Source organism: Stenotrophomonas sp. YJH_SMC_36, from assembly GCF_059369935.1.
In genome coordinates this window covers 62,775-87,974 of record NZ_JCAFTD010000009.1, presented here as the reverse complement: position 1 = coordinate 87,974, position 25,200 = coordinate 62,775, and the positions used below count along the sequence as shown (strand labels likewise).

The following is a 25,200-nucleotide window of genomic DNA, read 5'->3' as shown; positions in this document are numbered from 1 at the left end:
GGCAGGGGCCGGGGCAAGGAAAAGCAGCGTGCGCGCGGCCATCGGCACCGATCGGGCCAGCAACGGCAAGGGGTTGCGGTCGGCACGACGGGTAGAATGGGGCTCGATTCCGGCCCGGATGCGGGCCCGCAGCAGGAGATTCGCATGCACTACCGCCGCCTGGGCTCCACCGGCCTGCCGATATCCGCCCTGTCCTTCGGCGCCTGGGTGACCTTCGGTGACCAGATTCCGCGCGACGAGGCCCGCAACCTGGTTGCCGCGGCCTGGGACCATGGCATCAACTTCTTCGACAATGCCGAGGGGTATGCCAATGGCCGCGCCGAGCAGGTGATGGGCGATGTGATCGCCGACCTGCGCCTGCCGCGCGATGGGTTCTGCGTGTCCAGCAAGGTGTTCTTCGGCAGTGCCAAGGATCCGCGACCGACCCAGCGCGGCCTGTCGCGCAAGCACGTCACCGATGCCTGCCATGCCGCGCTCAAGCGCCTGCGGGTGGACTATCTGGACCTTTATTACTGCCACCGCCCGGATCCCGACGCGCCGATCGCCGAGACCGTGCACGCGATGGATACCCTGATACGGCAGGGCAAGGTGCTCTACTGGGGCACGTCCGAGTGGTCGGCGGCACAGATCCAGCAGGCGCTGGACATTGCCGCGCGACACAACCTGCAGGGGCCATCGATGGAGCAGCCGCAGTACAACCTGCTGCACCGCGAGCGGGTGGAAACCGAGTACGCCCCGCTGTACGCGGGGGCCGGCCTGGGCACCACCATCTTCTCGCCGTTGGCGTCCGGCCTGCTCAGTGGCAAGTACGACCGTGGCATTCCGGCCGACGCCCGGCTGGGCCGCGAGGGCATGGAGTGGCTGCAGGATCTGGTTCTGGGCGCCGATGCACAGGCGCGCCTGGCCCAGGTCCGTCATTTCAGCGCGGTGGCACGCGAGCTTGGCCACGCCCCGGCCAGCGTGGCCATCGCCTGGTGCCTGCGCAATCCACAGGTGTCCAGCGTGATCCTGGGCGCCAGCCGGGTCGAGCAGCTGCTGCAGAACCTGCAGGCCCTGGAAGTGCTGGAGCAGATCGACGCCGCCGGCTGGGCCCGGATCGAAGCCGCCTTCGTCTGACCCGCAGCATTTTCCCGCCGGGGAGTTGAGCTGTGCTCGACCCCAGGGTCACCGCTGCACGCCATTTGATTCACAAAATCTATCGAATTTCGGATTTCGATCATTAATCTCATCAATCAAATTGAGAATGGTTGTTGATTGTCAACTGAGAATCATTATCATTTAACTCGTCCCTCGCACGAGTCCAGATGCTCATGAACGCTCAACCTGTACTGCTGCGCCCTGAAACACTGACCCTCCGCGATCGTCCGGTCCGCGTCGTTCCGCCGGAAGAGGTCATCGACAGCGAAGCCCTGCTCAAGGGCCGTCGTGAAATCCTGATCCAGCACGGCGATCGCTTCTATCGCCTGCGGCACACCAGCAACGACAAGCTGATCCTGACCAAGTAACGCGGCCTGGTCGCCCGCCTCCCTCCCTCCTGCCGGGCGCTGCCCGCAGGGTGGGCGACCCGACCGCTCCTGCTCTCTCCCCCTCGGTCTACCGCGTACGCTCCGGCGTGCCGGTGGCCGGGGGTTCCTCTGCCTGACCGAACGAACCCGATGACCCGCCATACCGCCCTTTGCCTTGCTGTCTGGATGGCGCTGCCGCTGTCCGCCCACGCTGCCACCGCCGCCAGCGCCGCGCCCGATGCGCGCGAAGTCGATCGCGTGCAGGTCACCGCCACGCGCACCGAACGCGCGGTCAGCGACGTCGCCGCTACGGTCGATGTGATCGACCGCGAGCAGATGGACCGGCACCTGGTGCAGGACATCAAGGATCTGCTGCGCTACGAGCCGGGCCTGTCGGTCAGCCGCAGCGCCGCGCGCTTCGGCCTGGGCAGCATCCGTATCCGTGGCCTGGACGGCAACCGTGTGCGGGTGCAGACCGATGGCATCTCGATGCCGACCAGCTTCAACATTGGTTCGTTCTCCAATGCCAACCGCAACTTCACCGATCTGGACACGCTCAAGCGCGTGGAGATCGTGCGCGGCCCGGCCAGCTCGCTGTACGGTTCCGATGCGCTGGGCGGCGTGGTCGCCTTCGTCACCAAGGATCCGGCCGATTACCTGAAGGATGGCAAGGACAGCTACGTCGGCCTGAAGTTCGGCTACGACGGTGAATGGAAGGGCCTGCTCGGCGGTGTCACCACGGCGTTCGGCGGCGAACACTGGAGCGGCATGGTCAACATCAACCATCGCCAGGGCCAGGAAACCGACAACAAGGGTGACGTGCGCAGCAACGACAACACCCGCACCGCCCCCAACCCGCAGGACCGCGACGGTCGCAGCGGTCTGGCCAAGCTGGTCTATGCACCGAGCGAGGACCAGCGCTTCCGCCTGACCGTGGAAGGCAACGAAGACAAGACCGAGACCAACGTGCTGTCTTCGATCGACCGTACCACCACCACCGGCATGAAGGCGCGCGACAAGCAGAACCGCACCCGCGTGTCGTTCGCGCATGAAATGGATGCGCTGGACAAAGGCTTCGCCGACAGCCTGCACTGGCAGCTGTATACCCAGCACAGCGAAACCACCCAGATCACCGATGAGGACCGTGCCAACCGCAGCCGTCGCCACCGCGAGTTCAACTTCGACCAGCGTGTGTACGGCCTGCAGGCGCAGTTCAACAAGGCCTTCAGCACCGGCAGCGTCGAGCACGCGCTGACCTATGGCTTCGAGGGTGCACGCACCGAGATCCGCCAGAAGCGCGATGGTTTTCAGGTACTGGCCAACGGCCAGACCAGCACCACCATCCTGCCCGATGCGTTCCCGGTACGCGACTTCCCGATCAGCAAGACCACCGAGCTGGGCCTGTATGCGCAGGATGAAATGCGCATGGCTGGCGGCAAGCTGTCGCTGGTGCCGGGCGTGCGCGTGGACCGCTACGAGCTGAAGCCGGAAGTGGACAACATCTTCGCCGAGGACAATCCCGGCGTGGCGGTGGCGAAGCTGACCAAGACCAGCGTCTCGCCCAAGCTTGGCATGGTCTATCGCTTCACCGACGAATGGTCGCTGTTTGCCGGTTACTCGCACGGCTTCCGCTCGCCGCCGTACAACGACGTCAATCTCGGCTTCACCAACTTCGCCTTCGGCTACACGGCCATTCCCAATCCGGACCTGAAGCCGGAAACCAGTGATGGCATGGAACTGGGCCTGCGCTTCCTGTCGCCGGCTGCCTACGTCAGCGTCAGCGGCTACTACAACGAGTACAAGGACTTCATCGAGTCGCAGTCGCTGGTCGGCACCAATGCGCAGGGCCTGATGGTGTTCCAGTCGCGCAACATCGCCGACGCCCGCATCTACGGCGCTGAACTGAAGGCCGGCGTCGACTTCGGCCAGATCAGCCCGACCCTGCAGGGCTGGGCACTGCGCAGTTCCGTGGCCTGGTCGCGCGGCGACAACAAGACCGAGGACACCCCGCTGGATTCGGTCGACCCGCTGCGCGGCACCGTCGGCCTGATGTACGACACCGATGCCTGGGGTGTCGAACTGGCCGGCACGTTCGTCAAGCGCAAGGACCGCGTCGCCTCGGCCACGGTGTACCGCCCGGCCGGCTATGGCGTGGCCGACCTGATGGCACATTGGAACTTCGCCCCGGGTGCGACCTTCAACGTAGGCGTGTTCAACCTGGGCGACAAACGCTACATCGATTGGTCCAACGTGGGTACGACGCTGTCGCCGACCAGCCGCGTGCTGGATCGCTACACCAGCCCGGGCCGCACCCTCTCCGCCAGCCTTGCCGTTTCCTGGTGACATCATGAGCCGAGCCTTGTCCGCACGCAGGAATGACTCCATCGCCGCGCCGCACCGCGCGGCATGGCCGACCCCGGCACAGCTGGCCACGCTTGGCACCGTGTTGTGTCTCTACCACGCCGACGGCAACGAGCTTGGCGGCTGGCGTCAGGCGGTGCGCGTGCATGCCTGCCAGGGCGTGGACAGCGAGGGCCTGCGCGAAAGCCTGTGCTTCCTTGACGGCCGTGGCCGCTGCGTGTGGCGCCTGTACCTGCTGCCGGACAGCGATTTCCTGGCCTGGGACCGGTTGGTGGCCGCGCTGCCGCCGGGCCCACAGCACGACAGCGACGGCAGTGTCGGTGAACGCCTGTGGCGGCGCCTGGCCGGTCATCTCGGCGGCCAGCGTTGGCGCCTGTGTGCGCTGCGCCTGCATGCCGCCGATGATGGCCGCACCCTGGCGGCCAGCCTGTCGACGCTGTCGACGCTGGGCGCGGCCACCGCACGCCGCATCGCGCGCCTGGAAGGCGCCGAGGGCGAGCTGGCCATCGACGACTGCTGCTGTGCCGACGCCGCGCGCCGGCCGGCACCACGGATTCCCGGCGACCTGCCGCTGATCCGCCTCTGATCTGTTCCGGATGGAACGCCCGACGGCCACGGATGGCCTCTCAACGAACCTGCAACCCCGAAGGAAGATCCCGATGAAATTCCAGACAGCCAGCGTCCTGCTGTTGCTCGCCGGCAGCGGCGTGGCCAGCGCGCAGCCCTCCGACATCGCCCGCGACCACGACAGCATCCTGGCCATGCAGGGCGAGTACACCGTGGATTTCGCCTTCGACGAAACCGTGCTGCTGAAGCCGGGCTACGAGCGCGCGCCGGCGATGCGCAGCGGCGGCAATGAAATGGTCATCGTGGTCGAGGACACCCCGAAGCGCATCGTGCTGCAACACCTGCTGCTGGACGAGAAGAGCGGCCACATCACCAAGCACTGGCGCCAGGACTGGGTCTACGAGGCCCCGAACCGCTTCGAGTTCAGTGCCGACCAGACCTGGCGGGTACGCAGCATCCCGGCGGCGGTGAACCAGGGCGCCTGGACCCAGTGCGTGTATGAAGTGAGCGATGCACCGCGCTACTGCGGCACCGGCAAATGGACCTACACCAACAACGTGCCGAGCTGGACCAGCGACCTGAGCTGGCGCCCGCTGCCGCGCCGTGAGTACACCAAGCGCAGCGACTACAACGCGCTGGCGGTGGTCAACCGCCACACGCTCACCCCGAACGGCTGGACCCACGAGCAGTTCAACACCAAGGTGCAGCGCAACACCGACGGCAGCCAGATGGAGATAGCGCGCGAGTTCGGCTTCAACGACTACGTGAAGACCACCGAGATCGACTTCACCCCGGCGCGCGACTACTGGAAGGCCACCGCCGGCTACTGGGCCAAGGTGCGCCAGCGCTGGGACGGTTTCCTGACCCAGGCTCCGGGCGTGCACCTGAAGACCAAGCTGGATGGGATGGCGATGATCATTCCGCTGTTCACCCAGGCGCAGGACCTGCAGGACGGCAAGCAGGTGAAGGACGCGCAGATCGACGAAGTGTTCGCCAGGTACGTGGAAAAGGCCCAGTAGGGTCGAGCCCTGCTCGAGGCCACAGCCGGATCCACGCATGGCGTGGATCTACCGCAAGGAAGGGTGCCGGGCTTGCCCGGCGCGCCTTCCGGGGCGCGCCTGCGTCAGGTTTCGCGCAGGGCCAGGGCGGGCGGGGTATGCAGGATGCGCCGGGTGCCCCACCAGCCCGCCAGCAGGCTCAGCCCGATGCCGACCACGCCGCCCAGCAGCAGGCCCGGCCACGGCGGCAGCAGCGGCAGCTCGAACACCTTCTGCGACACCACCAGCCCGATCACGGCCGTGGCGCCCACCGCCAGCAGCGCGGCGAGCGTGCCCAGTGCCCCGAACTCGACCAGTACCGCACCGCGCAGCTGGCGCCGGGTCGCGCCCAGCGTGCGCAGTACCGCGCTGTCGTAGCGGCGCTCGCCGGCCGTGGCCTGCAGGGCAGCCAGCAGGACCAGCACGCCGGCCAGCAGGCTGAACACCATCACCAGCTGCACCGCCTGCGCCACCCGTTCCATCACGTCGCGCACCTGCGAGATCACCGCATCCACGTCCAGCAACGACAGGTTCGGCTGTGCACGCACCAGTTCGCCCAGCCCGGCTGCCTGGCCGGCCGGCAGATGGAACGCCGACAGCAGGTTGTGCGGGGTGTCGCCCACGGCGTTCGGATTCAACAGCACGAAGAAGTTCGGTCGGAACGTGTTCCAGTCCGCCTTGCGCACGCTGGTCACGGTGAACTCGCGCTGCTGCTCGCCCACGGAAATGCCGATACGGTCGCCGGTCGAGACGCCGTAGCGTTTGGCCCAGCCGGTTTCCACCGAGGCTTCGGGCGCAGTGCTGTCCGCCTTCCAGAAGTGGCCCTCAAGCAGCGTATTGGCCGGCGGGAAGGTGCTGCGCCAGCTGAAGTTCAGTGGCCGGTTCTCGTCGTCGTCCTCGCGCGGGCCGTTTTCCCGCCCCTGGCCGTCCTGCGCCTGGTCCACGCGCACCGGCGGCTTGCCGTTGATCGCGATCAGGCGGCCGGTGGCCATCGGTTCGATGCTGGCATCGGCAGCACCCAGCGCGCGCAGTGCCCCCAGCACGCCGTCGCGCTGTTCGGGCTGGATGTTGATCAGGAAGTAGTTCGGCGTGTCCTCCGGCAGGCGCTCGCGCCACTGCTGCAGCAGCCCCGGCCCGGTCACGGCCAGCAGCAGCAGTGCGCACAGCGACAGCGACAGGCCCACCAGCTGCATCACCGCCAGCATCCGGCGGCGGGTCAGGGCGGCCAGGCCCAGCCGCCAGTTGCCGTGCAGGCGGTGCTGCAGGCTGCGCAGCACCTGCAGCAGCACGAAGCCGCCCAGGCCCGCCGCTGCGGCGAGAGCGGCCAGGCCACCCAGCACCCACAGGGCCAGCTTCAGGTCGCCGGTCACCTGCACGGCCAGCACCAGGCTGGCCAGCAGGGCGGCGACGTAGGCCAGCAGCGAGGCGGGCGGCAGTGCAGCGAAGGAGCGGTTGAGTACGCGCATCGGCGGCACTCCGCGCAGGCGCAGCAGCGGCGGCAGGCCGAAGCCGAACAGCAGCAACAGACCGATGCCTGCACCGGTCAGCGCCGGTGTTGCCTGTGGCAGCGGCAGGCGCTGCGGTATCAGGCTGCCCAGCACCTGTACCAGGCTTTCCTGCGCGGCCATGCCCAGTCCAATGCCGAGCAGGCAGGCCGGAACGGCCAGCATCAGCAGCTGCAGTGCCAGGCCCAGCAGGATGTCGCGCTGGCGTGCTCCCAGGCAGCGCAGGATCGCCACCTGGTCGATGCGGCGCAGGGCGAAGCGGTTGGCGGCCAGCGCGGTGGCAACGCCGGCCAGCAGCACCGCCAGCAGCGCGCTCAGGCCGAGGAAGCGCCCGGCCAGATCGAAGGCCTGGCGCACGCCGCGCTGGGTGTCATCCACGCTGAGCAGGCGCATGCCCTTCACCTGTGGCTGCAGCCATTGCCGGAACGCAGCGATCCGGTCGGCCGGCCCGGCGAACATCAGCCGGTAGCTGATGCGGCTGCCGGGACCGAGCAGGCCGGTGCCGTCGACATCGGCGCGATTGACCAGCAACGTCGGCGACAGCGTCAGCAGGTCGCCGCCGGCATCCGGTTCGGCCTCGATGATGCCGGCGATGCGCAGCGTACCGGCGCCGAACTCGAGGTCATCGCCGGCCTTCAACCCCAGCGCCTGCAGCAGGCGGGGATCGGCATAGGCCTGGCCCTGCGGCGGCATGCCGGCATCGTCGATCAGCGCACCACCGGGCGTGCTGCGTACCCGCAGCGTCCCCCGCAGCGGATAGCCGGCCTGTACCGCCTTGATGCTGGCCATCTGGCTGGCATCGCCCTGGAACAGCACGGTGCCGAAACTGGCCATGCGGGTGGATGCCAGTCCCCGCTGCCTGGCCTCTTCGGCGAACGCGGCCGGCGGGTCGTCACGCCCGGCGACGCCGAGGTCGCCGCCGAGCATCTCCGCAGCGCTGCTGGTGAGTGCCAGGTTGACCCGGTTCACCAGCGTGCCGACCGCGGTCATCACCGCCACGCCCAGTACCAGCGCGGCGAACACGGTCAGCAGGTCGCCGGCCAGGGCTTCGCGGCGCAGCGCGCGCCACGCATGCCGCAGCAGGTTCATGCGCGGGCCTCGTGCGCGACCGCCTGCAGGCGGCCGTTGTCGATGCGGTGGATGTGCTGGCAGCGCTGAGCCAGGCGCAGATCGTGGGTGACCAGCACCAGCGTGGTGCCGCTGCCGGCGTTGAGCTCGAACAGCAGGTCGCTGATGTGCTGGCCGGTGCTCTGGTCCAGCGAGCCGGTCGGCTCGTCGGCGAACAGGATGCGCGGCCGGGTGACGAAGGCACGCGCCAATGCCACGCGCTGCTGTTCGCCGCCGGACAGCTGGCGCGGGTAATGGCGGGCGCGATGGGCCAGCCCGACCTGGTCCAGCACGGCGTCCACCCGCGCGCGATCCTCGCGCCCGCCCAGCTCCAGCGGCAGGGCGACGTTCTCGGCGGCGGTCAGCGCCGGCAGCAGGTGGAAGCTCTGGAAGACGAAGCCGACCTCGCGAGCACGCAGCTGCGCGCGGGCTTCCTCATCCAGGCTGGACAGTTCGTGCCCGGCCAGAGCGATGCGACCGCGGCTGGGCAGGTCCAGCCCGGCGAGCAGGCCGAGCAGGGTGGTTTTGCCGGAGCCGGAGGCGCCGACGATGGCCACGCTGGTGCCTTCATGGACCGTCAAAGTGATGTTGTCCAGTATGTGGACTTCACCCTCCGGGCCATGCACGGATTTGCCGACCTGGTCGACGGCGATGGCGACGGGCGCGCTGCGGGGGGACAGGCTGTCGATGAGGAGACTCCAATGCGCAAGACGGGATGGAGCCGGCGAGCCGGCATGATGATGGTGCTGTTGCTAGGGTTCCTGCTGTTGCCCGGGCTGGCCTGTGCCAAAGGTCCGGCCGGTACCGTCCTGGTGCTCGGCGACAGCCTCAGTGCTGCCCACAATATCCCTGCCGATGCCGGCTGGGTCAGCCTGCTGCAGCAGCGGGTCAGGCAGCAGTCGAAAACGCCGGCGCGGATCGTCAACGCCAGCATGAGCGGCGAGACCACCGCCGGCGCCCTGACCCGGCTGCCGGGCCTGCTGGCGAAGGAGAAGCCGGACGTGGTGGTGATCGCTCTGGGGGGCAACGACGCCCTGCGCGGGCTGACCCCGGCGCAGGTGCAGGGCAATCTGGAAAAGATGGTGCAGGCCAGCCAGAAGGCGGGCGCCAAGGTGCTGCTGCTGGGCATCGATGTGCCACCGAATTACGGCCCGGCGTACCGCCAGCGGCTGGCGGCCGCCTACCGCGCGCTGGCGGACCGCTACGCTGTGCCGCTGCTGCCGTTCCTGCTGGAGGGGGTGGCCCTGCAGCCGGGGATGATGCAGGCCGACGGCCTGCACCCCACCGCCCAGGCCCAGCCGAAGGTGCTCGACAACGTCTGGCCCCTGCTCAAGCCGCTGCTCTGAGCAGCGGATCGGACCTCTTGACGGAACTTCACATTGCCTCCACCGTCGATCCGGCATGTTTCACAAAGCTGAAGTTAGAGGGAATCACATGCGTCAGACGAAGGAGACTTCCGGCTTGGTGCTGGTGGTCGAAGACAACCGCAACATCTCCGAGATGATCGGCGAATACCTGGAAGGTCGTGGCTTCGAAGTCGACTATGCACAGGATGGCCTGGACGGCTACCGGCTTGCGGCGGAGAACAGCTATGACGTGGTGGTGCTGGACCTGATGCTGCCGCGGCTGGATGGCATCGAAGTCTGCCGGCGGCTGCGCAACGATGCGCGCAAATCGACGCCGGTGCTGATGCTGACCGCGCGCGATACGCTGGACGACAAGCTCACCGGCCTGGGTTTCGGTGCCGATGACTACCTGACCAAGCCGTTCGCGATCCAGGAACTGGAAGCACGCCTGCGCGCGCTGATCCGCCGCGAACGCCGCCAGGTGGGTTCGGAAGTGCTCAAGGTCGCCGACCTGGTGCTCGATCCGGTCAGCATGCGCGCCACCCGCGCCGGCACCGAACTGCAGCTGTCGCCGATCGGCCTGCGTCTGTTGACGATTCTGATGCGCGAATCGCCGCGGGTGGTCACCCGCCAGGAAATCGAGCGCGAGATCTGGGGCAACGGGTTGCCGGATTCGGACACCCTGCGCAGCCATCTGTACAACCTGCGCAAGATCATCGACAAGCCGTTCGATCGCCCGCTGCTGCATACCGTGCAGAGCGCCGGCTATCGCATTGCCGACATCGCCCAGCCGATGGCCTGAGCAGGGACCGTGCCGGTGCAGCTGCAGGCCCGGTGCGGTAGCGGACGGGCAACAGGGCAGGGGATGACCGACCGGCAGTGTCGGCGGTCATCATCCCTGCACGACCACGGCGCGGTGCGCTGCCTATAATCGCAGCGCTCTGACCGGGACCCCGCAATGCCGCACGGCCTGCCGCGCAAGATCCGTATCGCCTTCATCCTGCAGGCAGTGCTGGCCAGCCTGGGCATCCTGCTGGGCGCATGGCTGGTGTCGCTGGTCATCAAGCACAGCCTGGTCGGTGCAGCGCTGCGCGAGGAAGCGGCGTATTACTGGACGCTGCACGACGCGTCCCCCGCACAGCCTCCCCCCAATACGCAGAACATCCGCGGCTACCTGCTGGAAAGCGGCCAGTCCGCGTTGTCGCTGCCGGCCAACCTGCGCGACCTGGAGCCCGGTTTCCACGAACTGCCGGCGGATGACCAGCTTGTCCTGGTCGATGTGCGGCCGGCCGGCCGCCTGTATCTGGTATTCCTGCGCTCACGCGCGGAAATGCTGGCGTTCTGGTTCGGCATCGTGCCGGTGCTGCTGACCCTGCTGGCGGTGTATGGCGCCAGCTGGATCACCTATCGCGCGTCCAAGCGTCTGGTATCGCCGGTGAACTGGCTGGCGCGGCGCGTGTCGCGCTGGGATCCCGGTCACCCCGAGGCAGCCGATCTGGAACCGAACAAACTGCCGGCGGACATGCAGGGCGAGACCCGGCAGCTCGCCGCGGCCCTGCATTCGCTGGCCAACCGGGTCAGCGCGCATGTCGCCCGCGAACGCAACTTCACCCGCGATGCCAGCCATGAACTGCGCACGCCGTTGACGGTGATCCGCGTGGCCAGCGACATGGCGCTGGGGGATGATTCCCTGCAGCCGCGCCTGCGCCGCAGCCTGCAGCGCATCCAGCGTGCCGGGCGTGACATGGAAGCGGTGATCGACGCCTTCCTGATCCTTGCCCGCGAGGCGGATGTCGAGCCGCAGGTCGAGCTGTTCGATGTCAACGACATCGTCCGTCACGAGGTGGACAACGCCAACGAACTGCTGGGTACGCGCCCGGTCGTGGTGCACCTGCACAGCGACGGACCGGTGAATCTGCATGCGCCGCCGCGGGTGCTGCAGGTGGTGGTCAGCAACCTGGTGCGCAACGCCTGCAGCTATACCGACGAAGGCCGCATCGACGTGCATGTGCGCGACGACCGGGTGGTGGTGCGCGACACCGGCATCGGCATGTCTGCCGAAGCGCTGTCGCGCGCGTTCGAGCCGTTCTACCGCGCCGAACCCAGTCGCCCGCAGGGCACCGGACTGGGCCTGTCGATCGTGCGCCGGCTGTGCGATCGCTTCGGCTGGAAGGTCAGCCTCTCCAGCGAACCCGGGCAGGGAACCGAAGCCACCGTGATTTTCCGCTAGAGGGCTTTTGCCGGGTCAGAAGCGGGCATTCCGCGGAATGGCAGGGGTAGCGCCGGGCCATGCCCGGCGTGCGCAGTGTCTCAGTCGCAGGTCACCTTCGGTGCCAGCGCGCGGGTCCAGATGGCATATCCGGCGGGCGTCATGTGCAGCATGTCCTCACGGAACAGCGCGCGATCAGGCTGGCCGTCGGCGCCCAGCATCGGCGTGTAGATGTCGGTGAAGCCGGTGTTGGGCAGCCTGGCCAGCGCCGCCTTGACCAGCGTGTTGGCCTCGTTGATCGCCGGCAGCAGGTGCGCCCGTGACGGGCTGGGCTTGATCGACACGTATTCCACCCGGGTCTTGGGCAGGTCGCGATGCACGCGCTGCACGAAGGCGACCACATCGTCGCGCACCTGCACGGCGCTGCGGCCGCTGTTGAGGTCGTTGTCGCCGGCGTACAGGAAGACCTTGCACGGCGCGTACGGGATCACGATCTGTCCGGCATACCAGGTGCTGTCCCGGACTTCCGAGCCGCCGAAGCCCCGGTTGAACACCGGCTGGCCGGCGAAATCGGCCGCCAGGCTGTCCCACATCCGGAATGACGAACTGCCAATGAACTCGATGCCACCACGAGGCGGCGGGGCGACCTTGTCGGCGGCGGCGAAGGCGGCCATGTCGGCGGCCCAGGCCACGTTGGAGACCTGCTCGGGAACGCGGGGCGACGGCGAGGGAACGCGTGCCGGCGCCAGCGGCGCAAGGGTCAGCAGGCCCAGCATCAGCAGAGCGGGACGGCGGTGGGACATCGTGCACTCCAGGCAGGAAGGAGGGAGCCATCATAGGAGGCGGGCGCGGCCCGCGCTTGTCCCCGGCAGGCCATTCGGCCCGGCCGCGCGGAGTATGGCCGGCGGCCTTGTGGCAAAATGGCGACTGTCTGCCCATCCCTGTGCACCCATGATTCCCTGCCGTGCGTCTGAGCGGTCGCTGCGCCGCGCCCCCGTTGCTGGATGCTCCACCCGTGGCTGACCAGTTCGGCCACATGCCGCGCGGCCCGCGCCGCATCTTCCAGGCCGCGCGCTGGTCCTGGCAGGGCCTGCGGGCTGCCTGGCTGCATGAGTCCTCGTTCCGGCTGGAGGTCTACCTGCTGGTCCTGCTGACCCCGGTGGCGATCTGGCTCGGCCAGACCCCGGTGGAGCGCGCGCTGCTGATCGGCTCGATGCTGCTGGTGCTGGCGATGGAACTGGCCAACTCCGCCATCGAGGCCGTGATCGAGCGCTACGGCAGCGAGATCCACGAGCTGGCCGGGCGCGCCAAGGACATGGGTTCGGCCGCCGTGTTCGTGCTGATGATGAACGTACTGCTGTGCTGGGCCCTGGTCGTGGTCCCGCATGCGCTGGCCGGCCGCTACGGCTGAACCCCCATTCCCCCCACTGCCTTGAAGAGTTTCCATGTCCTTTGAGTTCCTCGCCGACCCCAACGCCTGGGTGACCCTGTTCACCCTGAGCGCGCTGGAAATCGTGCTCGGCATCGACAATCTGGTGTTCATCTCCATCGCGGTCAGCAAGCTGCCGGAAGAGCGCCGTCCCTTTGCGCGCAAGCTCGGCATCGCCGTGGCCTGCATCACCCGTATCGCACTGCTGGTGTCGCTGGCCTACCTGGCCCACATGTCCGCCAACCTGTTCACCGTGGCCGGCATGGGCATCTCGATCCGCGACCTGGTGCTGATCGTGGGTGGCCTGTTCCTGATCATCAAGGGTTACATGGAGATCAAGGAACTGATCACCGGTGGCGAAGACGAGAATCCGGCGACCAGCAAGGCGTCGGGCGTGTTCGGCATGGTCATCCTGCAGATCGCCATCATCGATATCGTGTTCTCGCTGGACTCGGTGATCACGGCCGTCGGCATCGCCGACCACATCCCGGTGATGGTCGCTGCCATCCTGCTGTCGGTGCTGGTCATGCTGCTGGCGGCCAATCCGCTGGGGCGCTTCATCGACGCCAACCCGACGGTGAAGATGCTGGCGCTGGCCTTCATCCTGCTGATCGGCGCGGTGCTGATCCTGGACGGCCTCGACGTGCATGTGCCCAAGCCGTACATCTACGCCGCGATGGGCTTCTCGGTGCTGGTGGAATGGTTGAACCTGCTGATGCGCCGTCGCGCGCGCGACCACCAAGTGCCGGGCGCCGGCGACTGGTAAAGCGTATGACTTCGAACCCCCGGCCCGGCCGGGGGTTCTGCTTTGCGGGCTACCGCGTCCGCCGGGCATGGCCCGGCGCTAACGGGGTACGCCACGTCTCGGACAACGCCGGGCCATGCCCGGCGGGGGCTTTTGCCTGCAATGCCGGCGTACACCTTCACTTGTGAACCCGCATCAACAGTGTTTTCCCCGGGCGAGGCTTAATCCGGTGCGGCAAAGCGCGCAGGCTACGCGCTCCCGATTCCCGCCCCCAGGAAGTCCCCCATGAAGTCCAGAGCCGCATTGCTGGCGCTTGCCGTCGGCGCCTTCGCCATCGGCACCACCGAGTTCGCCCCGATGGGCCTGCTGCCGGTCATCGCCGACGGCGTAGGGGTTGGCATTCCCACCGCCGGCATGCTGATCACGGCCTACGCCATGGGCGTGATGCTGGGCGCGCCGGTGATGACGCTGCTGATGGGGCGCTTCGGCAAGCGCACCGCGCTGATGCTGCTGATGTCGATCTTCGTGGTCGGCAACCTGCTGTCGGCGCTGGCGCCGAACTATGGCCTGCTGCTGTTGTCGCGGCTGGTCACCAGCCTCAACCACGGTGCCTTCTTCGGTATCGGTGCGGTGGTCGCCGCCAGCCTGGTACCGAAGGACAAGCAGGCGGCGGCGGTGGCCACGATGTTCATGGGCCTGACCATCGCCAACATCGGCGGCGTGCCGCTGGCAACCTGGGTCGGCCAGCAGCTGGGCTGGCGCCTGTCCTTCGCCGGCACCGCAGTGCTGGGCGTGGTGGCGATCATCGCGCTCGGCCTGGCCCTGCCGGCCTCGGCACCGGGTCCGCGCCCGGACGTGCGCCGTGAACTGAAGGCGATCCTGCAGCCGCAGGTGCTGCTGGCCATGGCCACCACGGTGCTGGGCGCCGGTGCGATGTTCACCCTGTACACCTACGTGGCGCCGGTGCTGACCGAGCTGACCGGTGCCTCCAATGCCTTCATCGCGATGTCACTGGCGCTGATCGGTATCGGTTTCACCATCGGCAATGGCATCGGCGGGCGCATGGCCGACTGGTCGCTGGATGGCGCTACGCGGATCCTGCTGGCGGCGCTGGCGGTGTTGATGTTCGTGCTGCCGCTGGCCTTCATGAATCCCGTGACCGCAGCGCTGGGTGTACTGCTGTTCGGCGCGGCGACTTTCGCCATCGTGCCGCCGCTGCAGATCCGGGTGATGGAAGCGGCCACCGAGGCACCGGGCCTGGCGTCGTCGATCAACGTGGGCGCGTTCAACCTCGGCAATGCCGTGGGTGCGGCGCTCGGCGGTGCGGTGATCAGCTCGGGCCTGGGCTACGCCGCGATCCCGGTGGCCGGTGGCCTGCTGGCGGCATCGGGCCTGCTGCTGGCATGGCTGGGGCGACCCCGCACTGCGGTGGCCGAAGCCTGCTGAGGGTGAGGCGGTGAAACGGCGTAGACGCTCCGACACCGGCACAACCTGCAACGCCCTGTTCGCCTTGCCGGCCCTGCAGAGACGACTGCGCGGATAGCCCTGACCAACTAGTGTTTTTTCAACAGCGCCTCGTCAGGGCTCCAGTTGTCGTCTGCACGGTCCTGCAGTGATTCCGGCACTGTCCAGATAAGTACGCCGGAGTTCCCGTCGGCGAGTTGATGTGCATGGACCCAGAGCTCCGTCCCGGCTCGATTGAATGCGAGGGATCTCAATGCGATTCCCTCTGGAACGGTGAGGCGTGAGACGTGCTTGCCGGAATCCATCCGCCAGACATCGACGTAATGGCCCGGTGAAGCGCCTGTAGCCGCCATCGCGAGCAGCCTTCCACGAGCCGTGCGTGCCAGTGCTTGAGTACCGGTTTTTCGTTTCACCTCAAATGCCGCTTCCCCGGTGGAAAGACGATGAATGCGAAAAACCTTCCTCTGATCTGTTGGATCACGGGCCTCTTCGGCAACCCAGTCGCCCGCGGTGCTCCCCAATACCAAGCGTCCAGTGCCTCCGGACCTCAGTGGAAAGCTCCTGACCACATCGCCTGACGCAGGTGCAACACCGACCAGGCCACAACTTGTGAACCAGAAAAGTCCGTCACCCAGATCCGGTGCCGGACCTGAGGAGCAGGACTGCATGTAGCCAAAGACGCGCTGTCGCAAACGGGTTCTGTCGATCCAAAGCTCCTTCATCTCAATGGCTTGTCCTGATCCTGTGTCCATGATCCGCTCGGGGAAACGGTCCTCCGTCGCCATATGGGACTCCGAGTAAAGATAGGAATTGCCATCGCGATCGAGGTGCCATCGCTGATCCACGGTGCTCTGCATGCAATGGTCGCTTCGGATCGACCCGGTCGCGTTAACGCTGATCCGTATAGGACAGGAGGTGAGAATCTGTCGCGTCAGGCTTGGCTCGAGTGCTGTCAGAGCCCATAACCGCCCCTTTCGGTCGACCTTCGTCTCGATGACCTGCTGGCCTTCGCCCATCTGCCAGGCCGCGACGCCCTCGCCCTTCTTCGCGGCGATATAGCCGTATGAACTGTCGCTGCCTGACGGGATATGGAACTGATCATTGGACAGCGAACGAATCTGGCCAGAGTCGCTGCCGGGTTGAATCCCCTGGATTGGGAGCCATCGAAGCATCATCGTCGCGCCATCCTCGGGTGCGCGGGGGGCGATGTGCTGCACCGGTGGCTCGTCGCTTGAGTTGAACAGATTCGAGATGACATCCAGTGACGCTTCGGGGCCAGCGGGGAAGGTCGACACCAGCGCCCGCACCTGGGCTGAGAATTCCTGGCTGGCGCCGTTCTCTGTGATCAGCTGGGTTTCCCAGTGTGGGCGGGGGACAGCGGTGACCCCGGGAATGGATGCAAAGGCTTTCCATTTGACACGGCGTTGCTCCTGGCGCCGTTCTGCATACCAGAGCAGCGTCTGCGAAGGAGCGCCTGTCAGGTCCGTCAGGTCGATCAGAACAACGTGCTTATCGCCTGAACTGCTTCGCACAGCGTCAAAATTGGAACTGGAGAACGTCCGCCGATCCACAGTCAGATCAGTGAACGCGGCGCCTTTGGGATCGAGATCAGATGGAGACAGCTGTTCCAAGTAAGTACGCCAGCGCGATTGCTCTTCGGGCGAGATGATCCCCACCGATGCCGCCGCGTCAATGGCAGCAAGGTTCTGTGCAAAAGCGATTGCACTCTTCTCAGGGTGGAAGTGTCCGTAGACCTTCATCCAGTCCCGCTCCAGGTCCCCCAGGATAGGTTGAGTGTCATCCATCAGGCGGAATGAGCTGGAAAAATAGCTTCGCGTGCGTAGCGCGCTGCTGACCTCGTGCGTCGGCGCTGACACGATGTAGGCCTTGCCCATGAAGCTGTCACGCCCTACGTGAAGCAGCATGTCCCGAGCCTGGGTATCGTCTGGCGCGATGAGGACAGGCGCGGGCGTCGGAGTGACCCCCGTGGGGTCCCGGGTTGGCGGGGCGCAAGCCGTTGGCATGAGCAGAGCGATGATCGCTGCTGTTGGAAGGATTCTGTGCATGATTGAGGTCGATGTCCCCTCCCGACCGATGGCTGCTGAATCTGAGCGGGGCGGGCGGTTCAAGTGCAGGATCCGTGTACTATCTGATGCAGAATCTGCGTTGGGCCATGCAACAAGTACGAAATGGGCCCTTAATTGACCTGCGCGGGGAACCTTGCCGGCCGAACGCGGGAGCCAACGGCAGAGCAGCTCGCAGTCCCGGCGCTGGCGCGCTGCCCCGGACCAGGCAATGCGTCAGACCCTTGGCATCGGCGGCCTGCTGGTCTGGAGCCGTTGGCCCTGCCGGAGTGCTGTTCATCTCCACACGCTCGTTAACACTGGTCATGGCATGCTCGGCGCCAAGCCCACCCGGAACCTCCGCCATGCGCCTGTTCACCCGTGTCCTGCCCCTGATGCTGCTGGCCTCCCTGCTGTCGGGCTGCGGCTACAACGCGATCCAGCAGAAGGATGAAGCGGTCAAGGCCAGCTGGGCCGAAGTGCTCAACCAGTACAAGCGCCGCGCCGACCTCGTACCCAACCTGGTACAGACCGTGAAGGGCTTCGCCAGCCAGGAAGAGCGCGTGCTGACCGAAGTCACCAATGCCCGTTCGCGCGTTGGCCAGATCAACGTCAATGCGGACGACGAAGCGTCGCTGAAGCAGTTCCAGCAGGCCCAGGGCGAACTCGGCAGCGCGCTGTCGCGGCTGCTGGTCGTCACCGAGAACTACCCGGTGCTGAAGTCCGACCAGAACTTCCGTGACCTGCAGGCCCAGCTGGAAGGCACCGAGAACCGCATCACCGTCGCCCGTGGCCGCTACATCCAGCAGGTGCAGGACTACAACACCTACATCCGCTCGTTCCCGCAGGTGATCACCGCCAAGCTGTTCGGCTACAAGACCAAGCCGAACTTCACCGTAGACAACGAAGCGCAGATCTCCAACGCACCGGCCGTCGATTTCGGCAACGCGCCGCAGCAGCCGGCGCCGCAGCCGGGCCACTGACCGATGCGCCTGGCCACTGCGCTGCTGGCCCTGCTGCTGTGGCTGCCGCTGGCGTCGCTGGCGCAGCAGCTGGCGCCGATTCCGGCGCTGGACTCGCCGGTGGTCGACACCACCGGCACGCTGGACGCCGCGCAGAAGCAGGCGCTGGTGCAGCAGGCGCTGGACCTGCAACAGCGCAAGGGCAGCCAGCTGCAGGTGCTGGTGGTGCCCACCACCCAGCCCGAGGACATCGCCCAGTACACCACCCGCGTGTTCGACCAGTGGCAGATCGGACGCAAAGGGGTCGATGACGGTGTGCTGCTGGTGGTGGCCAAGGAGGACCGGCGCGTGCGCATCGAGCCGGGCTATGGTCTTGAAGGCGCCATCCCCGATGCCATCGCCAACCGCGTCATCCAGGAATATCTGGTGCCACGCTTCCGCAGTGGCGACTACGCCGGCGGCATCACCGATGCCACCGCCGTACTGGTCGGGCTGATCGACGGCGAGTCGCTGCCGGCGCCGGTCAGTGGCCAGCGCGGGCGGGAGGCCGACGGCGGTGGCGATACCTGGATCCTGGCGTTGTTCATCGGCGTGTTCGCAGGCACGGTGCTGCGGGGCGTGTTCTCGCGGGTGCCGCGGCCGGTGCGCGGGCTGCTCGGAGGTGCGGGTGCGGCGGTTGCTGCCTTCCTGTTCACCTCCACCCTGCTGGCCAGTGGCCTGGCCGGCGTTGTCGGGCTGGTGGTGGCGATGCTGTCCGGCCATCCCGGCCGCTTTGCCGGTGGCGGCGGCTGGGGTGGTGGCAGCTGGGGCGGCGGTGGTGGTTTCGGGGGCGGCGGCGGTTTCGGCGGTGGTGGCGGCTGGGGCGGCGGCGGCGGCCGTTCCGGCGGCGGTGGTGCTTCGGGAGGTTGGTGATGATCCGTCGTCTTTGCCGTCATCTGTTCTCGCCCTCGGTACGACGGGCGTTTCCCCCCGCCACGCTGCAGGCGATCACCGCGGCCATCGCTGCCGGTGAGCAGCGCCACGGCGGCCAGGTGATGTTCGCTGTCGAAGCCGACCTGCCGCTGCACGCGGTCTGGCGCGGAATCACGCCGCGCCAGGCGGCGGAGCAGGCGTTCGCCCACCTGCGCACCTGGGATACCCGGCACAACAACGGCGTACTGATCTACCTGCTGTTGGCCGACCATGCCATCGAGATCGTCGCCGACCGGGGCCTGAGCGACCGGGTCAGCGCGGCGCAGTGGCAGCGGGTGTGCACCCACCTGCGCGAAGGCCTGCGCGGCGCCAGTCCGGTGGATGCGCTGCGCGATGCGATCGACGAAGTGTCCAGCCTGGTGGAAGGGCACTTTCCGGCCTCGACGCGGTCGGAGGATGACGCGCTCCCGAATGCGCCGCAGATCCTGGGCTGAGCCCCGGTCCCGGGCCGGGTCGGGGCGCTAAAATACCCGTACTCCTGCCAGGCGTCTTCCATGATCTATTTCCACGACATCGACCCCATCGCCCTCTCGCTGGGGCCGATCAAGGTGCATTGGTACGGCATCATGTACCTGCTGGGTTTCACCGCCGCCTGGCTGCTCGGTCGTCGCCGGATCGCCGCCGGGCGCCTGCCCGGCGTCGATGCCAACGGATTCTCCGACCTGCTGTTCTACGCCATGCTGGGCGTCGTGCTGGGCGGGCGCATCGGTTACATGCTGTTCTACGCGCTGGGCGATTTCCTGCACAACCCGCTGCTGCTGTTCAAGGTATGGGACGGCGGCATGAGCTTCCACGGCGGCTTGCTGGGCGTGCTGGGCGCCTGCTGGTGGTGGTCGCGCAAGCACGCGCTGCACTTCTTCGACACCATGGATTTCATGGCGCCGCTGGTGCCGCTGGGCCTGGGCTTCGGCCGCATCGGCAACTTCATCGGCGCCGAGCTGTGGGGCAAGTACACCGACGGCACCTGGGGCGTGGTGTTCCCGTCCGGCCTGCCGGCGCCGCTGAACCAGCTGGACCACGCGACCCTGCAGGCGCAGTTCGCGACCGGCGCGCTGAACCAGTACGCACGCCACCCCTCGCAGCTGTATGAAGCCTTCCTGGAGGGGCTGGTGATGTTCGTGGTGCTGTGGGCGGTGTCGGCCAAGCCACGCCATCGCTATCTGGTGGGGGGGCTGTTCGCGCTGATGTACGGTGTCTTCCGCTTCGCGGTGGAATTCGTGCGCATGCCCGACAACGGCATCTACGTAGCGTTCGACTGGCTCACCCGCGGCCAGATCCTCAGCCTGCCGCTGATCGCGCTGGGCCTGGTGCTGCTGGCGATGTCGCGCCGCGCACCGGTACTGCAGCCGCAGCCGCTGGCGGTGGAGGGCAAGGCATGAAGGCCTACCTGGACCTGCTCTCGCACGTGCTGGAGCACGGGACGGAGAAGAGCGACCGCACCGGTACCGGCACCCGCAGCGTGTTCGGCTGGCAGATGCGCTTCGACCTCAACGAAGGTTTCCCGCTGGTCACCACCAAGAAACTGCACCTGCGCTCGATCATCCACGAGCTGCTGTGGTTCCTGAAAGGCGATACCAACATCGGCTACCTGAAGGACAACCAGGTACGGATCTGGGACGAATGGGCCGACGGCAACGGTGATCTTGGCCCGGTGTACGGCAAGCAGTGGCGCAGCTGGGCCACCGCCGATGGTCGCGAGATCGACCAGATGCAGTGGCTGGTGGACGAGATCAGGCGCAATCCCGATTCGCGGCGGCTGGTGGTCAGCGCCTGGAACGTGGGCGAGCTCTCGCAGATGGCGCTGATGCCCTGCCACAACCTGTTCCAGTTCTACGTGGCCGATGGCAGGCTCAGTTGCCAGTTGTACCAGCGCAGCGGCGACATCTTCCTCGGCGTGCCGTTCAACATCGCCAGCTATGCGCTGCTGACCCACATGGTTGCGCAGGCGACCGGCCTGGGCGTCGGCGATTTCGTGCACACGCTGGGCGATGCGCACCTGTATTCGAACCATTTCGAGCAGGCCCGCGAGCAGCTCTCGCGCTCGCCGCGAGCGCTGCCGAAGCTGTGGTTGAACCCGGAGGTGACCGATCTGTTCGGCTTCCAGTTCGACGACATCCGCATCGACGGATACGATCCACATCCGGCGATCAAGGCGCCGGTGGCGGTGTGAGCGCGATGAAGCTTTCGATGGTCGTGGCGCTGGATCGCAACCGTGGCATTGGCCAGGGCAATGCCATGCCCTGGCACCTGCCGGATGACTTCAAGCACTTCAAGGCGCTCACCCTGGGCAAGCCGATCCTGATGGGGCGCAGGACGGCCGAGTCGATCGGCCGCGTGCTGCCGGGGCGGACCAACCTGGTGCTGACCCGCAGCGGTCAGGTGCCGTTCGAGGGCATGCGCGCGGTGGCCTCGCTGGACGAAGCGAAGGCGATCGCCGAAGGCGAGGGGGCCAGTGAGCTGTGTGTCATCGGAGGCGGCGAGATCTTCCGCCAGCTGCTGGACCAGGCCAGTGACCTGTACCTGACCTGGGTCGATGCCGAAGTGCCGGCCGACACCCATTTCCCGCAGGTGGACCCGCAGCTGTGGCGGGAAACAAGCAGTGAGCCGCATCCGGCCGACGAACGCCACGTCTATGCGTTCCGCTTCGTGCATTACGTGCGCCGCTGATCCCCGCACCTGTAGAGCCGAGCCATGCTCGGCTCCCTGAGGGCTCAGCCCTGCGGCGGTGTGCCGGTGCTGTTGCCGCCACCCGTACCGCCACCACCACCACCACCGCGCCGACGGCGGCGACGTGGGCCGCGGTTGCCCGGGTTGGCAGCGGTGTTTCCGCCGCCCTGTTCCTTGCCCTGTGCCGCAGCGGTAGACCGCTCGTGGGCCGGTCGCGCCGGCGGCCGGGCATTCGGAACCGGAGCAGGTACATCGCGGCCGGGCACCTGCACCACGCGCAGCTCATCGGTATCGAGCTGGATCGCGGTCAGCTTGCCGCCCCATACCGCGCCGGTATCGATCGCGTGCACGCCCTGGGTGATGGTCAGGCCCAGCGCCGACCAATGGCCGCATACGACCTTCAGGTCGCGCTCGACCCGGCCGGGCACTTCAAACCACGGATACAGTCCCTGTTCCTGCGTGCCCGGCGTGCCCTTGTCCTCGATGCCGATGCGTCCGCGCGGAGTGCAGTAGCGCATGCGGGTGAGCACGTTGATGATCGCCCGCGAACGGTCGTAGCCGGACAGGTTCGGTGCCCAGCTTGGCTTGTCGCCATACATGTTGCGGAACAGCTTGCGGTAGCTCGCGCCGTGCAGTTGCACTTCGACTTCGGCCGCATGCTTTTCGGCCATCTGCGTGGTCCATTTCGGCGCAAGGCCGGCGTGCACCATCATCCAGCCCATCTCGCGGTCCACATGCACCAGCTTCTGCAGGCGCAGCCAGTCCAGCAGTTCGTCGCGGTCCTCGGCCTGCACGATGCGCAGCAGGTCCGGATTGACCTTGCGCTGCTCTTCCTCGGTGCGTGCACCGACCGCCAGCAGCGAAAGATCGTGATTGCCCAGCACGACCACGCTGTGCTGGCGCAGCGAATGCACCAGCCGCAGCGTTTCCAGGGATTGACCACCGCGGTTGACCAGGTCGCCGCAGAACCACAGGGTGTCCTGCGCGGGGTCGAAGCGGAGTTTCTCCAGCAGTCGCTGGGTCACGTCATAGCAGCCCTGCAGGTCGCCGATCGCCCACACACTCATCGTCCGGCCTCCGTGTCAGTGCAGGGTACGTGGAATGGCCAGCACGAACGGTGCGACCGGGGCGGCGAATTCGGTGCCGTCATCGGCGACCATGTCGTAGTGGCCCTGCATGGTCCCGTGATCGGTCGCCAGCATGACACCGGACGTGTAGTGGAAGTCTTCACCGGGACGCAGCCGCGGCTGCTCACCGATCACGCCTTCGCCATCGACGTGCTCGACGCGGCCGTTGGCATCGGTGATGCGCCAGTGGCGCGCGACCAGCCGCGCGGCCACCCGGCCCTGGTTGTGGATGCGGATCGTATAGGCGAACGCATAGCGGCCGTCTTCCGGCACGGACTGGTCATCGAGGAATCGCGGTGCGACCTCGACGGAAATGGCGTAAACGTCAGCGTCTTCCATACCGGCAGTGTAATCAGGAGGCATTGGCCAAGGCGATGAATTCGGCCACGTCCAGCTGTTCGGCACGGGCATCGGGGCGCACGCCGGCAGCGGCGAACTGGTCGGCCGACACCACGTTTTTCAGTGCGTTGCGCAGGGTCTTGCGGCGCTGGCCGAAGGCGGCCTTGACCACTTCGGCGAAGCGGGCGTGGTCACGGATGCCGACCGTGGCCGGATCATGCGGCACCAGCCGCACCACGGCCGAATCGACCTTCGGCGGTGGCCGGAACGCACCCGGCGGCACCACGAACAGCGAGGTGACGGTGCAGTAGGCCTGCAGCATCACGCTGAGGCGGCCGTAGACCTTGCTGCCGGGGCCGGCTGCCATGCGGTCGACCACTTCCTTCTGCAGCATGAAGTGCATGTCGCGGACCACGGCGGCATGCTCGAGCGCATGGAACAGGATAGGCGAGGAGATGTTGTACGGCAGGTTGCCGACCAGACGGATCGGCTGTCCGGCCGCCAGTTCGGTGAAGTCCACGCGCAGCACGTCGCGGTGGACGATGGTCAGCTCGCCCAGCGGCTCGGCGGCGGCGGTCAGCGGCGCGATCAGGTCGCGGTCGAACTCGATCACCGTCAGTGCCGGATGCACGCGCAGCAGCGGCAGCGTGATCGCTCCCTGGCCGGGGCCGATTTCGACCAGGCGGTCACCGTCCTTGGGATTGACCGCCATCACGATCTTGTCGATGTAGTGGCGATCGGCCAGGAAATGCTGGCCAAGCTGCTTCTTGGCCGGGGCGGTGAACACCGGGCCGGAGGGGGAATGCGGGGAATTCATGCGCTCAGTGTACGTTGCCGCGCAAGCTGCGCACACAGCGTCGTTGCCGCCTGCAGGCTGGATGGATCGGCAATGCCGCGGCCGGCCAGGTCCAGCGCGGTACCGTGATCGACAGCGACGCGCGGGTAGGGCAGGCCCAGGGTCAGGTTCACGGCCTGCTCGAAGCCGGAGTACTTCAGCACCGGCAGGCCCTGGTCGTGGTACATGGCCAGGACCGTATCGAAACCTGCCAGCTTGCCTGGCAGGAACGCGGTGTCGGCCGGCAGCGGCCCGACCAGATCCATGCCTTCAGCGCGCAGGCGCTGCAGCAGCGGGATGACCAGATCCAGTTCCTCGCGGCCGAGGTGACCGTCTTCACCGGCGTGCGGGTTCAGGCCGAGCACGGCGATGCGCGGCGATGCCAGCCCGAACTCGCGGCGCAGCGCGGCGTGCACGGTGCGCAGGGTGTGCTCCAGGCCGGGTGCGGTGATCGCATCGGCGACCTCACGCAGCGGCAGGTGGGTGGTGGCCAGGGCCACGCGCACGATGTGATTGGCCAGCATCATCACCACCTTCACCCCGGCCTGGTCGGCCAGCAGTTCGGTGGTGCCGCTGTAGGCGATGCCGCCCTCGTTGATGACCGCCTTGTGCACCGGGCCGGTGACCACGCCGTGCAGTTCGCCCGACAGGCAGGCCTGGCCGGCGCCGAGCAGGGCGCCGATGACCGCGCCGGCATTGGCCGGATCGGCGTGGCCGAAGCGGCTCGGGACGGCATTGGCCACGACGCGCAGACGCAGGTCGCCCGGGAAGCGGGCTTCTGCCTCCTCGGGCAGCAGTTGCAGGGGCAGGTCCAGCGCGGCGGCGGCGGCGCGCAGGGTATCCGGGTCGGCGAAAGCCAGCAGCCGGCAATCATCGCGCGGCTGCTGGATCAGGCGGATGCACAGCTCCGGGCCGATCCCGGCGGGCTCGCCCGGTACCAGAGCGAGCTCGGGGCGCATC

General features: G+C 67.2%; 25 protein-coding genes. 17 read left to right on the top strand and 8 right to left on the bottom strand.

Going from position 1 to position 25,200, the window contains the following annotated elements; all coding sequences use genetic code 11:
* Positions 1 to 144 precede the first annotated feature (144 nt).
* The 5 genes from AC5P76_RS17045 (at position 145) to AC5P76_RS17025 (ending at position 5,452) form a co-directional block, all read left to right on the top strand.
* Positions 145 to 1,116, top strand: coding sequence for a potassium channel beta subunit family protein (locus AC5P76_RS17045; protein ID WP_053516475.1), 972 nt, complete (start codon positions 145 to 147; stop codon positions 1,114 to 1,116).
* A 194-nt stretch (positions 1,117 to 1,310) separates the two neighbouring features.
* On the top strand, positions 1,311 to 1,505 hold the full coding sequence (gene hemP, locus AC5P76_RS17040) for a hemin uptake protein HemP (RefSeq protein ID WP_005412278.1): 195 nt from the start codon (positions 1,311 to 1,313) through the stop codon (positions 1,503 to 1,505).
* A 150-nt stretch (positions 1,506 to 1,655) separates the two neighbouring features.
* On the top strand, positions 1,656 to 3,848 hold the full coding sequence (locus AC5P76_RS17035) for a TonB-dependent hemoglobin/transferrin/lactoferrin family receptor (RefSeq protein WP_429000970.1): 2,193 nt from the start codon (positions 1,656 to 1,658) through the stop codon (positions 3,846 to 3,848).
* A gap of 4 nt (positions 3,849 to 3,852) precedes the next feature.
* Complete coding sequence (locus AC5P76_RS17030; RefSeq protein ID WP_253119380.1) at positions 3,853 to 4,452, top strand: ChuX/HutX family heme-like substrate-binding protein; 600 nt, start codon at positions 3,853 to 3,855, stop codon at positions 4,450 to 4,452.
* Positions 4,453 to 4,525: 73 nt separating this feature from the next.
* Positions 4,526 to 5,452 carry a DUF6607 family protein gene (locus AC5P76_RS17025; protein ID WP_253119377.1) on the top strand — a complete coding sequence of 309 codons (927 nt, stop codon included), beginning with the start codon at positions 4,526 to 4,528 and terminating at the stop codon, positions 5,450 to 5,452.
* A 104-nt stretch (positions 5,453 to 5,556) separates the two neighbouring features.
* Here the strand turns inward: AC5P76_RS17025 and AC5P76_RS17020 are convergent, their stop codons facing one another.
* Together AC5P76_RS17020 and AC5P76_RS17015 are read right to left on the bottom strand one after the other, a co-directional pair.
* Positions 5,557 to 8,064 carry an ABC transporter permease gene (locus tag AC5P76_RS17020; protein WP_197600885.1) on the bottom strand — a complete coding sequence of 836 codons (2,508 nt, stop codon included), beginning with the start codon at positions 8,062 to 8,064 and terminating at the stop codon, positions 5,557 to 5,559.
* Positions 8,061 to 8,708 carry an ABC transporter ATP-binding protein gene (locus AC5P76_RS17015; protein WP_080375229.1) on the bottom strand — a complete coding sequence of 216 codons (648 nt, stop codon included), beginning with the start codon at positions 8,706 to 8,708 and terminating at the stop codon, positions 8,061 to 8,063. Before AC5P76_RS17015 ends, AC5P76_RS17020 begins: the two co-directional genes overlap by 4 nt.
* Positions 8,709 to 8,783: 75 nt before the next feature.
* Here AC5P76_RS17015 and AC5P76_RS17010 point away from each other — a divergent pair, with 75 nt between their 5' ends.
* The 3 genes from AC5P76_RS17010 to AC5P76_RS17000 all read left to right on the top strand — a co-directional run bounded on the left by AC5P76_RS17010 (position 8,784) and on the right by AC5P76_RS17000 (position 11,658).
* Positions 8,784 to 9,428: an arylesterase gene (locus tag AC5P76_RS17010; RefSeq protein WP_053516417.1), complete on the top strand. Its 645-nt coding sequence runs from the start codon at positions 8,784 to 8,786 to the stop codon at positions 9,426 to 9,428.
* Between the two features lie 88 nt (positions 9,429 to 9,516).
* A complete protein-coding gene (locus tag AC5P76_RS17005; RefSeq protein ID WP_002811889.1) occupies positions 9,517 to 10,230 on the top strand; it encodes a response regulator transcription factor in 714 nt (237 codons plus the stop codon).
* Between the two features lie 156 nt (positions 10,231 to 10,386).
* A complete protein-coding gene (locus AC5P76_RS17000) occupies positions 10,387 to 11,658 on the top strand; it encodes a sensor histidine kinase (protein ID WP_053516416.1) in 1,272 nt (423 codons plus the stop codon).
* Between the two features lie 80 nt (positions 11,659 to 11,738).
* Here AC5P76_RS17000 and AC5P76_RS16995 read toward each other — a convergent pair whose 3' ends face one another.
* Positions 11,739 to 12,440 carry an SGNH/GDSL hydrolase family protein gene (locus AC5P76_RS16995; RefSeq protein ID WP_253119373.1) on the bottom strand — a complete coding sequence of 234 codons (702 nt, stop codon included), beginning with the start codon at positions 12,438 to 12,440 and terminating at the stop codon, positions 11,739 to 11,741.
* Positions 12,441 to 12,652: 212 nt separating this feature from the next.
* On the opposite strand from AC5P76_RS16995, the gene AC5P76_RS16990 reads away from it, so the two are divergent.
* The 3 genes from AC5P76_RS16990 to AC5P76_RS16980 all read left to right on the top strand — a co-directional run bounded on the left by AC5P76_RS16990 (position 12,653) and on the right by AC5P76_RS16980 (position 15,257).
* Positions 12,653 to 13,048 (top strand): diacylglycerol kinase, encoded by a 396-nt coding sequence (locus AC5P76_RS16990; protein ID WP_053516413.1) that lies wholly within the window; start codon positions 12,653 to 12,655, stop codon positions 13,046 to 13,048.
* A gap of 34 nt (positions 13,049 to 13,082) precedes the next feature.
* Positions 13,083 to 13,832 (top strand): TerC family protein, encoded by a 750-nt coding sequence (locus AC5P76_RS16985; RefSeq protein ID WP_253119370.1) that lies wholly within the window; start codon positions 13,083 to 13,085, stop codon positions 13,830 to 13,832.
* A gap of 264 nt (positions 13,833 to 14,096) precedes the next feature.
* On the top strand, positions 14,097 to 15,257 hold the full coding sequence (locus tag AC5P76_RS16980) for an MFS transporter (RefSeq protein WP_053516410.1): 1,161 nt from the start codon (positions 14,097 to 14,099) through the stop codon (positions 15,255 to 15,257).
* A 107-nt stretch (positions 15,258 to 15,364) separates the two neighbouring features.
* On the opposite strand, the gene AC5P76_RS16975 is transcribed toward AC5P76_RS16980, so the two are convergent.
* Positions 15,365 to 17,200 carry a hypothetical protein gene (locus tag AC5P76_RS16975; protein WP_253119367.1) on the bottom strand — a complete coding sequence of 612 codons (1,836 nt, stop codon included), beginning with the start codon at positions 17,198 to 17,200 and terminating at the stop codon, positions 15,365 to 15,367.
* Positions 17,201 to 17,703: 503 nt separating this feature from the next.
* Between AC5P76_RS16975 and AC5P76_RS16970 the strand changes: the two genes are divergently transcribed.
* Genes AC5P76_RS16970 through AC5P76_RS16945 form a run of 6 tightly spaced genes read left to right on the top strand, consistent with a single transcriptional unit; the run spans position 17,704 to position 21,939 of the window.
* Positions 17,704 to 18,321: a LemA family protein gene (locus tag AC5P76_RS16970; protein ID WP_253119365.1), complete on the top strand. Its 618-nt coding sequence runs from the start codon at positions 17,704 to 17,706 to the stop codon at positions 18,319 to 18,321.
* Positions 18,322 to 18,324: 3 nt separating this feature from the next.
* Positions 18,325 to 19,212: a TPM domain-containing protein gene (locus AC5P76_RS16965; protein WP_253119363.1), complete on the top strand. Its 888-nt coding sequence runs from the start codon at positions 18,325 to 18,327 to the stop codon at positions 19,210 to 19,212.
* On the top strand, positions 19,212 to 19,706 hold the full coding sequence (locus tag AC5P76_RS16960) for a TPM domain-containing protein (RefSeq protein ID WP_065182836.1): 495 nt from the start codon (positions 19,212 to 19,214) through the stop codon (positions 19,704 to 19,706). Before AC5P76_RS16965 ends, AC5P76_RS16960 begins: the two co-directional genes overlap by 1 nt.
* A 60-nt stretch (positions 19,707 to 19,766) precedes the next feature.
* On the top strand, positions 19,767 to 20,651 hold the full coding sequence (gene lgt / locus AC5P76_RS16955) for a prolipoprotein diacylglyceryl transferase (RefSeq protein ID WP_053519680.1): 885 nt from the start codon (positions 19,767 to 19,769) through the stop codon (positions 20,649 to 20,651).
* Positions 20,648 to 21,442 carry a thymidylate synthase gene (locus tag AC5P76_RS16950; RefSeq protein ID WP_253119360.1) on the top strand — a complete coding sequence of 265 codons (795 nt, stop codon included), beginning with the start codon at positions 20,648 to 20,650 and terminating at the stop codon, positions 21,440 to 21,442. Before lgt ends, AC5P76_RS16950 begins: the two co-directional genes overlap by 4 nt.
* Positions 21,443 to 21,447: 5 nt before the next feature.
* Complete coding sequence (locus AC5P76_RS16945) at positions 21,448 to 21,939, top strand: dihydrofolate reductase (protein ID WP_053519678.1); 492 nt, start codon at positions 21,448 to 21,450, stop codon at positions 21,937 to 21,939.
* 44 nt (positions 21,940 to 21,983) lie between these two features.
* Here the strand turns inward: AC5P76_RS16945 and AC5P76_RS16940 are convergent, their stop codons facing one another.
* Genes AC5P76_RS16940 through pdxA form a run of 4 tightly spaced genes read right to left on the bottom strand, consistent with a single transcriptional unit; the run spans position 21,984 to position 25,199 of the window.
* Positions 21,984 to 23,006 (bottom strand): symmetrical bis(5'-nucleosyl)-tetraphosphatase, encoded by a 1,023-nt coding sequence (locus tag AC5P76_RS16940; RefSeq protein WP_253119357.1) that lies wholly within the window; start codon positions 23,004 to 23,006, stop codon positions 21,984 to 21,986.
* Positions 23,007 to 23,021: 15 nt separating this feature from the next.
* Entirely contained in the window at positions 23,022 to 23,405 is a 384-nt protein-coding gene (apaG, locus tag AC5P76_RS16935; protein WP_053519676.1) for a Co2+/Mg2+ efflux facilitator ApaG/CorD, read from the bottom strand.
* Positions 23,406 to 23,418: 13 nt separating this feature from the next.
* Complete coding sequence (gene rsmA / locus AC5P76_RS16930; RefSeq protein ID WP_253119355.1) at positions 23,419 to 24,222, bottom strand: 16S rRNA (adenine(1518)-N(6)/adenine(1519)-N(6))-dimethyltransferase RsmA; 804 nt, start codon at positions 24,220 to 24,222, stop codon at positions 23,419 to 23,421.
* Entirely contained in the window at positions 24,219 to 25,199 is a 981-nt protein-coding gene (gene pdxA, locus AC5P76_RS16925) for a 4-hydroxythreonine-4-phosphate dehydrogenase PdxA (protein ID WP_253119352.1), read from the bottom strand. Before pdxA ends, rsmA begins: the two co-directional genes overlap by 4 nt.
* Position 25,200: the final 1 nt, after the last annotated feature.

Excerpts from the sequence above, each read along its gene's own strand:
- AC5P76_RS17035 (WP_429000970.1), top strand. The coding sequence starts at position 1,656 with ATGACCCGCCATACCGCCCTTTGCCTTGCTGTCTGGATGGCGCTGCCG.
- AC5P76_RS17005 (WP_002811889.1), top strand. The coding sequence starts at position 9,517 with ATGCGTCAGACGAAGGAGACTTCCGGCTTGGTGCTGGTGGTCGAAGAC.
- AC5P76_RS17025 (WP_253119377.1), top strand. The coding sequence starts at position 4,526 with ATGAAATTCCAGACAGCCAGCGTCCTGCTGTTGCTCGCCGGCAGCGGC.
- hemP (WP_005412278.1), top strand. The coding sequence starts at position 1,311 with ATGAACGCTCAACCTGTACTGCTGCGCCCTGAAACACTGACCCTCCGC.
- AC5P76_RS16940 (WP_253119357.1), bottom strand. The coding sequence starts at position 23,006 with ATGAGTGTGTGGGCGATCGGCGACCTGCAGGGCTGCTATGACGTGACC.
- pdxA (WP_253119352.1), bottom strand. The coding sequence starts at position 25,199 with ATGCGCCCCGAGCTCGCTCTGGTACCGGGCGAGCCCGCCGGGATCGGC.
- AC5P76_RS17010 (WP_053516417.1), top strand. The coding sequence starts at position 8,784 with ATGCGCAAGACGGGATGGAGCCGGCGAGCCGGCATGATGATGGTGCTG.
- rsmA (WP_253119355.1), bottom strand. The coding sequence starts at position 24,222 with ATGAATTCCCCGCATTCCCCCTCCGGCCCGGTGTTCACCGCCCCGGCC.
- apaG (WP_053519676.1), bottom strand. The coding sequence starts at position 23,405 with ATGGAAGACGCTGACGTTTACGCCATTTCCGTCGAGGTCGCACCGCGA.
- AC5P76_RS17020 (WP_197600885.1), bottom strand. The coding sequence starts at position 8,064 with ATGAACCTGCTGCGGCATGCGTGGCGCGCGCTGCGCCGCGAAGCCCTG.
- lgt (WP_053519680.1), top strand. The coding sequence starts at position 19,767 with ATGATCTATTTCCACGACATCGACCCCATCGCCCTCTCGCTGGGGCCG.
- AC5P76_RS16945 (WP_053519678.1), top strand. The coding sequence starts at position 21,448 with ATGAAGCTTTCGATGGTCGTGGCGCTGGATCGCAACCGTGGCATTGGC.
- AC5P76_RS17000 (WP_053516416.1), top strand. The coding sequence starts at position 10,387 with ATGCCGCACGGCCTGCCGCGCAAGATCCGTATCGCCTTCATCCTGCAG.
- AC5P76_RS16950 (WP_253119360.1), top strand. The coding sequence starts at position 20,648 with ATGAAGGCCTACCTGGACCTGCTCTCGCACGTGCTGGAGCACGGGACG.
- AC5P76_RS16975 (WP_253119367.1), bottom strand. The coding sequence starts at position 17,200 with ATGCTGCTTCACGTAGGGCGTGACAGCTTCATGGGCAAGGCCTACATC.
- AC5P76_RS16995 (WP_253119373.1), bottom strand. The coding sequence starts at position 12,440 with ATGTCCCACCGCCGTCCCGCTCTGCTGATGCTGGGCCTGCTGACCCTT.
- AC5P76_RS16980 (WP_053516410.1), top strand. The coding sequence starts at position 14,097 with ATGAAGTCCAGAGCCGCATTGCTGGCGCTTGCCGTCGGCGCCTTCGCC.
- AC5P76_RS16985 (WP_253119370.1), top strand. The coding sequence starts at position 13,083 with ATGTCCTTTGAGTTCCTCGCCGACCCCAACGCCTGGGTGACCCTGTTC.
- AC5P76_RS17030 (WP_253119380.1), top strand. The coding sequence starts at position 3,853 with ATGAGCCGAGCCTTGTCCGCACGCAGGAATGACTCCATCGCCGCGCCG.
- AC5P76_RS16970 (WP_253119365.1), top strand. The coding sequence starts at position 17,704 with ATGCGCCTGTTCACCCGTGTCCTGCCCCTGATGCTGCTGGCCTCCCTG.
- AC5P76_RS16965 (WP_253119363.1), top strand. The coding sequence starts at position 18,325 with ATGCGCCTGGCCACTGCGCTGCTGGCCCTGCTGCTGTGGCTGCCGCTG.
- AC5P76_RS17045 (WP_053516475.1), top strand. The coding sequence starts at position 145 with ATGCACTACCGCCGCCTGGGCTCCACCGGCCTGCCGATATCCGCCCTG.
- AC5P76_RS16960 (WP_065182836.1), top strand. The coding sequence starts at position 19,212 with ATGATCCGTCGTCTTTGCCGTCATCTGTTCTCGCCCTCGGTACGACGG.